The sequence below is a fragment of the Desulfovulcanus sp. genome (assembly GCF_982781345.1).
Genome location: NZ_CEYAEZ010000028.1, coordinates 20103 through 28101, shown reverse-complemented (window position 1 = coordinate 28101; position 7999 = coordinate 20103). Strand labels below are relative to the sequence as shown.

6 protein-coding genes are annotated in these 7999 nt (G+C 40.2%); 3 read left to right on the top strand and 3 right to left on the bottom strand.

Translation table 11 applies throughout. The features are described from left to right. The first annotated feature begins 770 nt into the window (after positions 1-770). Positions 771-1997: an EAL domain-containing protein gene (locus AC3WVG_RS06175; RefSeq protein WP_488797293.1), complete on the top strand. Its 1227-nt coding sequence runs from the start codon at positions 771-773 to the stop codon at positions 1995-1997. 54 nt (positions 1998-2051) lie between these two features. Here AC3WVG_RS06175 and AC3WVG_RS06170 read toward each other — a convergent pair whose 3' ends face one another. The 3 genes from AC3WVG_RS06170 to AC3WVG_RS06160 all read right to left on the bottom strand — a co-directional run bounded on the left by AC3WVG_RS06170 (position 2052) and on the right by AC3WVG_RS06160 (position 5564). After that, positions 2052-2540: an N-acetyltransferase gene (locus AC3WVG_RS06170; protein WP_488797292.1), complete on the bottom strand. Its 489-nt coding sequence runs from the start codon at positions 2538-2540 to the stop codon at positions 2052-2054. Positions 2541-2631: 91 nt separating this feature from the next. After that, the gene (locus AC3WVG_RS06165) at positions 2632-3099 is read right to left on the bottom strand and encodes a TlpA family protein disulfide reductase (RefSeq protein WP_488797291.1); all 468 of its coding nucleotides are present in this window, start codon (positions 3097-3099) and stop codon (positions 2632-2634) included. A 65-nt stretch (positions 3100-3164) separates the two neighbouring features. After that, positions 3165-5564, bottom strand: a complete 2400-nt coding sequence (locus tag AC3WVG_RS06160; protein ID WP_488797290.1) for a homocysteine S-methyltransferase family protein — start codon at positions 5562-5564, stop codon at positions 3165-3167. Positions 5565-6231: 667 nt separating this feature from the next. Between AC3WVG_RS06160 and AC3WVG_RS06155 the strand changes: the two genes are divergently transcribed. Both AC3WVG_RS06155 and AC3WVG_RS06150 read left to right on the top strand, forming a co-directional pair. After that, the gene (locus AC3WVG_RS06155; protein ID WP_488797289.1) at positions 6232-7200 is read left to right on the top strand and encodes a sigma-70 family RNA polymerase sigma factor; all 969 of its coding nucleotides are present in this window, start codon (positions 6232-6234) and stop codon (positions 7198-7200) included. Then, the gene (locus AC3WVG_RS06150; RefSeq protein WP_488797288.1) at positions 7193-7993 is read left to right on the top strand and encodes an HD domain-containing protein; all 801 of its coding nucleotides are present in this window, start codon (positions 7193-7195) and stop codon (positions 7991-7993) included. Before AC3WVG_RS06155 ends, AC3WVG_RS06150 begins: the two co-directional genes overlap by 8 nt. Positions 7994-7999: the final 6 nt, after the last annotated feature.

Sequence of the window (7999 nt, the reverse complement as noted above, 5' to 3'; positions counted from 1 at the left end):
AAAACCGAACCCCTAAACCACCGCCTTTATTAAAAATTTTAACCGGACACTAGTGCCCTACACTATTAAGTAGAAGGATCAGTGCTTATAGATACAATCACTAATAAAGGGACTTATTGTATTTGGTATAGAGGAAATAAAATTAGAAACAACTGGACCGGACGAGAATAAATGAATATCAGAACTTACACGTTGGACAGGGGACTTAACCCCAAAAACTAGCAAAAGCATCTGGTCTCTCTGTAAGACAAAATATGTTAAGCTGGTCACCAAACAAAGAGATACATCAACTGCTAAAATCCAGTTTGTCCATAAAACTAAACCTTCCAAGAACACGATAAAATTTGTCAAACAACGAAGAAAGTATATTGGCCTATTTGATCCATACATTTGTATAAGTCTCTATTCTGTGTCAGCAAAAATTTTCAAAAAAAATATCAAAATTGTTAAATTAAATTTTAATTTTTCCATTTTTGTTGAAACAACAATTTTCTCTTATGCTAAATTTTTTTTGCCTTACATCTTGATTTGTCTATGATTACTGACAAAATCTGGCCAGCTATGAACGATGGCATTTTTTTTGTATAAATGTCGTTACGTTATTTGAAAAAACAATTTTTTACACGTCCACCAAACTAATCAGCCAGTTACTTTATTACCATAGCAGAAGTGAAAAAGAGGGGTGTTAGAAATTCTTAACGAAAATCTAAAACCATGGTAGAAAAAGAGTGTGCTCCTGCTATCCAGATAAACTCTCTAAAGGAGAAAAAATGGAGACAGTGTTAAAATTGTTGGATATCGAAGATATCATTATACATTTTCAACCAATCATTTCTATCAAAAGAAAACAAATAATAGGAGTCGAGGCTCTTTGCCGGGGAATAAACAAGAATAAGATAATTCCACCAAACATCTTATTTTCTCGTGCTAGAGAAAAAAAAATAAACATTGAGTTTGACAGACTATGCAGAGAAAAATCATTAGAATCTTTTTCTAAAATATATAATAAAAACAACAAGTTAATCCTTTTCTTAAATTATGACTCATCAACTTTGGAGGAAGGAGTAGTTAGCACGGGATATACAAAAAATATAATAAAACAAAAAGGCCTTCCCCCACAAAATATTGTAATAGAAATTTCTGAAAAAAAGATTTCAAATACCGCTGCACTTAAAGAGTTTGTGCAAACTTATAAAAACTATGGTTTTTTGATCGCGCTGGATGACGTAGGAGCCTCCTATTCAAACCTAAATAGAATTCCCGAGTTAAAACCTGATATTCTCAAAATAGACAGAAGCTTGATTGCAGATGTTGATAAAATATGGCGTAAAAGCAAGGTTTTGAAATCTTTTTCTTTCCTATCTAAAGAAATAGGCATTTTGATAATTGCGGAAGGCGTAGAGAAAAAAGAAGAAATTTTGCAGATATTAAAATTTGACATTGATATATTTCAAGGATTTTACTTTGCAAAGCCTGGCGACCCCTCATTATTAAACTTTGACGAAACTGTACGCAAAACAAATAATCTATCCTCTCACTTCCAAAATTCGATGGTTGATATTTTTCGAAAGAAAAGGAAACAACACCAGCACTATAAGAAAATTATCTCAAAAATTATCAATAGCCTTTTAAATGAAATACGAGTTGTTGATGTTACTTACTTTGAACAAAAGCTAAAAGAAATCGTAGAATATTATCCAGATATAGAATGTGCCTATATAATAGACAATAATGGAATCCAAATTACAGACACTATTTTTCATCATAATTTTATTCCAAAAGCAAGAGGTCCTTTATATAGACCAGCCCAAAAAGGTGACGATCTTTGTTGCAGAGATTATTTTTACTATCTAATTAACTGTAATATATCATCTTATGTTACCGACCAATACATATCACTAGCTACTGGTAATAAATGCGTAACCATTTCCAACTTATTTAAAAAAGACAATAAAAAGTTTATTCTTTGTGTAGATATTAAAATTGATGACATCTAATTATAACATTAACTTTCATAATGGAAGCACAAAAAAAATCAAATTAATACGGTTCTACATTTCCATAAGCATGGCCACCTCGTCGCACTCTGGAAATTTAGGGCACCGCAGACAATCGGCCCAGACTTTTTGAGGCAGAACATCCTTGTTTATTTTTTTAAACCCTAACTTTTCAAAAAATTCAACCTGATAGGTCAAGGTAAAGACCTTATAAATACCTAAAGTTACCGCATCACTTAAGCAGGCTTCCACTAAATTTCGTCCCCAGCCCTGCCCTTGCAGCTGAGGATCAATTGCCAAAGATTTAACTTCAGCCAAGTCTTCCCAAGCTATGCTTAAAGCGCAGCAGCCAAAAACTTCATTAGTATCCCTATCCGCGACCACAAAAAAATCTCGCAGGTGACTATATAATTCACTATATGATCTGGGCAATAACAACCCCTGGCGTGAATAATCCATTAATATCCGATGGATCGTCTTCACATCGGAAATTCTGGCCTTACGCAAATACGCGTTTATTGTTGGCTCCTTTTTTGAATTCATTGAATTAAGTCCCGCGTCGAAGGAAACACAAAATTTATTAAATTAAAAATAATTTGATCACTTAATCACAGCAAAAACTTGGTCGAGCTGTTTAATCTTTCAACAATTTATTGATCACTTTCTCCAATTGCTCAGGAGACACGTAGCCTTCATGCTCCAGCACATTTTCCCCTTCCTGGTTATAGACAACCAGTTTGGGCAAGTTGCGCACCCCAAAAACAAGATTGACATCAGGAGTGGCCCAGAAAACCGGATAATTAATTTTATTTTTTTGTAAAAAAGTGCGTAACATATTTATATTTTCATCAACAGAAACCCCCAGGATCAAAACCTCCCGGCTATATTTTTTGCGTATCTGCATAAGCCCAGGAATTTCCATACGACAGGGTGGACACCATGAAGCCCAGAAATTCAGAATGACGACCTTACCGCTGGCCTGCGCTATGCGCGAAATCAATTGCTGATGATTAATGGTAGGCACGTCAGATACCTCTCCTGCCCACCCTGATCCCGTCCAAAACAAAAATATTATAAAAGTAATAATCGTTAACCTTCTCATGATATTTCTCTCACCTTATTAACTTATTACCAATCTCTCATCTTCCCATTCACCCTTTCGCCCAATCACTTTTCCACCAGGGTCTGCGCCAATTTTACAGCGGCCACTGCATCGCTAGCATAACCATCTGCGCCTATTTTTTGGGCAAAAACTTCAGTTACCACTGCCCCTCCAACCATGACCTTACACGGGATATTCTTTTCCCGAATCAACTTAATGGTATCCTCCATTTTGACCATAGTTGTAGTCATCAATGCGGACAAGCCTACTAGAACGGCCTTGTGTTCCTGCACTGCCCGAACAATTTCTTCCGCAGGGACATCCTTGCCCAAATCCAGAACATCAAACCCGTAATTCTTGAGCATCAAACAAACAATGTTCTTGCCTATATCATGGATATCGCCTTCAACCGTGGCCATGATCACTTTCGGCCCTTTTTTCTTTCCCTTTTTCTCCAAAAAAGGCTTTAAAAACTCAAAGCCTTTTTGCATGGTCTCGGCACTAAGCAGAAGCTGCGGCAAAAAATATTCTTTTTTCTCGTATTTTTCCCCCACCTCGGTAATAGCCGGGATAAGCTCTTTATCCACCAGTTCAAAAGGCTCTCTACCCTCTTTAACCTCCTGTTCAAGGAGTTCTACAATTCTATCTTTATCCCCTTTAATTACTGCTATCTGTACTTTAGAAGCGTTTTCACAAGACAGATCTTTATCTTGTTCCTTAACTATCCTTTGCTCGCCGGGTGACCAATGAGAAAATTTGGCAATAAATTCTCCGGCCTGGGGGTCTTTAGCTAAAAGAACATTGGCAGCATAAAGGGTTTCCTGAAGACGAACAGAATTGGGATTGGCAATAAAAGAAGTCATCCCGTGAGCCAAACACATGGCCAAAAAAGTAGAGTTAATCAACTCCCTGGCCGGAAGACCAAAAGAGATATTGGACAGGCCCATGATGGTTCCCAGGTCCCATTTTTCTCGACAATAGCGGATAACTTCCAGGCAGGCCATGGCTGCCTCAGGTTTAGAGGAAACCGTCAGGGCCAGGGCATCAACTAAGATGAGCCTTTTGGGAACATTCAACTCAAAGGCCCTGGCAAGTAGAGACTCAATAATACTCAATCTTTCCTTGGCAGTGACCGGCAACTTCTTTCCCTTCAGGGGCAAAAGAATGAAAGGTGCTCCAAAATCACGGCAAATCGGGCCCAACCGATCCATCTTGCCCTCTTCCCCGCTAATAGAATTGACTAAAGCTGAGCCTGGATATTGGTAAAGACTTTCCCTTATCGCCTCTTCACTACTGGAATCCAGGCATAACGGACAGTCGAATCTGGATACTAAAGCAGCAATCAAGGCCGGCAGAACTTCTTGTTCATTAACCATGGCAGCGCCAACATTCACATCCAGAACAGAAGCCCCCTGCTCAATCTGTTCCTGCGCCAGTTCAACAGCCCTTGTTAGCTGCCCCGCCTGTAGTTCTGCACTCAAGTCCTTTTTGCCTGTAGGATTGATACGCTCGCCCACAATCACCGGCTTGAATTCAAACCCAAAAGGAACGGACTGACTTCTGGATGTCAATACTATGCATGGCTTTTTGGAAGGGCTTGGGGGGACATATTTCCGGTCTTTAATCTCAGCACAAAGAGCGCGGATATGTTCGGGTGTAGTTCCGCAACATCCGCCCAGGGCTTTTACGCCCAGAGAAACAAATTTCACCGTTTGCATGGCAAACTCTTGCGGACTCAACCTAAACACTGTCTGCCCATTTTCCAGCTCAGGAAGACCTGCATTTGGCTCAACCAGAAGCGGAATCTCAAGCCTTTGCAACATTTCCCGGACTACGGTCAAAAAACCTTCCGGCCCGGCACTACAATTGGTGGCCACCAGGTCCACACCCATATTCTGCATGGTGTCAATAAAGGTCAGCCCGTCTGTCCCGGTAAGGCTTGCGCCCTGTTCAAAGGTCATGGAAATACCTATGGGCAGATCACATACTTCCCTGGCTGCAACAACAACGGCCCTGGCTTCTGCCAGGTCAAAATGCGTCTCGCCCAAAATCAAATCCACTCCTCCCTGGACAAGGCCCAATATCTGCTCTTTAAAGGCCTGAACCAGTTCGACAAAACTTACATCACCTAGGGGCTTGATCATCTTGCCGGTAGGACCGACACTGCCAGCAACAAAAGCCTTGTCTCCAGCTGCCTTGCGGGCCACTAAAGCCATTTCCCTGTTAAAGCGTTTGACATCAATATCTGGGCCTAACTTGAATCTGGTTCCGCCAAAGGTGTTTGTAGTCACTACCCGGGCACCGGCCTGAATATAATCCTTATGGATACTCTCGATAACCTCTGGGTGCTGGTAGCCGAATATCTCTGGAGACTGACCGGGCTTAAGACCTTTGGCTTGCAAGAGTGTGCCCATGCCTCCGTCAAAGATTAAAATCTGATTGTCTTCTAAAGCTTTTCTAAACATCTTACGCTCTTATAAAGTTTAAGATTCAGGGGTATTGGTTAATAGTAGCCAAAACAAGATATAAAGTATACAAAGAACTACCGTCCGTTGGTGCCTTTGACGAGACAACAAATCCAGTGAACGCAATAAACAAAATCCTTGAAAAGGACAAATAAAAACTATAGTTCTGAACTGGAAAAGATTTATATTTTAGCGTATAAACAAATGTGGGGTTCGATACCTAAAACTAAATTTGTAATTTAAAGTGACGACGCCAATTCTCACGCGCAGGAGAACAAAGCCCATACGAATAATACCCTGCAATATAGAGTCTGTGGCCAAGCCCCATTTTTTTGACTACCAGATTAGAAATTCTGGTTTCTTGAAAGCATTGCAAAGGGCTGGGTAAACCATCTTGACGAAGCTTGCGGATAAGCAGAGCATCGGGGGGACAAAGCTAAATTTCTGGGACTATTTGCCATAACTATCGGCAATAAAAAGAATATTCATTTATCCTAAATGTACCTTATGCTCTGCCCGCAAGCAAGCTATAGATGGGTCCAGGCATTTGCACCAGCATGAAAGAAATCAGAATTGAAAAAAATTATGAAAAATTGTCGCCTGAGTAAGTTTTGGCCACAGACTCTTTAAACCAAGGACCCTAACCCGAAAAAAAGCTTTCAAAATTATGTCCAAAAATAAAGAAAAAAAAGAAAATAGCGATATCCACGTCCCTAAAAAAAACACTGACAATTTACCCGAAAACTTTGTTCTTCCTCCATCATCTTCGACACCTCCAGTTCCTGCAGATCCACTTAAAATCTATCTCCAGGAAATAAGCAGGTTCCCTGTGCTCACTCCTGAAGAAGAGTTTGAACTGGCCAGAAAATACCGTCAGGAAAACGACCAGGAGGCGGCCTTTAAATTGATTACTTCTAACCTCCGTCTGGTCGTGAAAATAGCTATGGACTTCCAGCGTAAATGGATGAAAAATCTGCTGGACCTTATTCAAGAAGGTAATGTGGGCTTAATGAAGGCAGTGCAAAAATTTGACCCAGACAAGGGCATAAAGTTTTCCTACTATGCTGCCTTCTGGATCAAGGCTTATATCCTCAAATTTATCATGGACAATTGGCGCATGGTTAAAATCGGGACCACCCAAGCCCAACGCAAACTTTTTTACAACCTGGCCAAGGAAAAGCAGCGCCTTGAGTCCATGGGGATTACTGCTGACTCCTCAACCATTTCTAAAAACCTCCAGGTCTCAAAAGCTGATGTTGTTGAAATGGGACAACGCCTTAGTCAGCAAGACCTTTCTTTGGATATGCCATATGGCGAGGATGGGGATGTTACGCCTCTAAACTTTATCCCGGCTCTGGGAACAGGCATTGAGGATAAGCTCTTGCAGCAGGAAACTGCCAATTTACTTAAGCAAAACCTCCAGGACCTTATCCCCAAATTAAATGAAAAGGAAAAAGATATTCTGGAACTGCGCCTGCTGGCTGAAAGTCCTCTGACTTTGCGCGAAATAGGCGAAAAATACGGGATCACCCGCGAAAGAGTCCGCCAGATTGAAGCCAGGTTACTGCAAAAGATCAAAGCCCATTTAAAACAAAATATTGAAGACTTCTCCGAAGACTGGATTCTAAATGATTGAAAAATTTAATGCCCTAAAAAAAGAAGCTAGAATTCTGGCTCAAAATTTTATTCCTCAGTTTTACTCCGATTTCGCAGCTGAGTTGTCCAAGGCCAAGGACTTCTTCTTCAACCATCCCTTAATCTTTCGCCTACGTGAGGATGTCTTGCCTTTTTTACATGATCGCTATGGACATGGTATTGAACATTCCAAAAAAGTAAGTATTGAGGCCGGTGCCTTGGTTCTTATCGAAGGCAAATATTTGCCACATGCCGAACTAAGACACCTCTGCCTTCTGGCTCAAATGTCCGGACTCTTACACGATATTTGTCGTTTGGAGCCTGACCATGCCCTCAAAGGGGCCCTGTTCTGCAAAACAATTTTAAAAAATTACCCTTTAGATGATACAGACATGGCTGCAATCACCCTGGCAATAAAAAACCATGAGGCTTTCAAAGAAATTTCGCCCTGTGAAGATGATAAAAGCCTTTTTTTAAGCAATGTCTTATACGATGCGGATAAATTCCGCTGGGGGCCAGATAATTTTGTGACCACCCTGTGGGAAATATGTAATTATGAAGAATGGACCATAGAGGAAATTATTGCCAGATTTCCTCAGGGGCTGGAAAAAATAAAACTTATAGAGCCTACCTTTCGAACACTAACTGGTAGGCTGTATGGCCCTGAATTCATACGCTGTGGCTTGAAAATAGGTAAAATCATTTATCAAAAATTAAATCAGACCTTTAATACAGAAATGCTAAATAAGCATAGTCTTAACAAGACTGAATTTTATAAAACAAATACTAAATAGCAAACA

Excerpts from the sequence above, each read along its gene's own strand:
- AC3WVG_RS06170 (WP_488797292.1), bottom strand. The coding sequence starts at position 2,540 with ATGAATTCAAAAAAGGAGCCAACAATAAACGCGTATTTGCGTAAGGCC.
- AC3WVG_RS06150 (WP_488797288.1), top strand. The coding sequence starts at position 7,193 with ATGATTGAAAAATTTAATGCCCTAAAAAAAGAAGCTAGAATTCTGGCT.
- AC3WVG_RS06175 (WP_488797293.1), top strand. The coding sequence starts at position 771 with ATGGAGACAGTGTTAAAATTGTTGGATATCGAAGATATCATTATACAT.
- AC3WVG_RS06155 (WP_488797289.1), top strand. The coding sequence starts at position 6,232 with ATGTCCAAAAATAAAGAAAAAAAAGAAAATAGCGATATCCACGTCCCT.
- AC3WVG_RS06165 (WP_488797291.1), bottom strand. The coding sequence starts at position 3,099 with ATGAGAAGGTTAACGATTATTACTTTTATAATATTTTTGTTTTGGACG.
- AC3WVG_RS06160 (WP_488797290.1), bottom strand. The coding sequence starts at position 5,564 with ATGTTTAGAAAAGCTTTAGAAGACAATCAGATTTTAATCTTTGACGGA.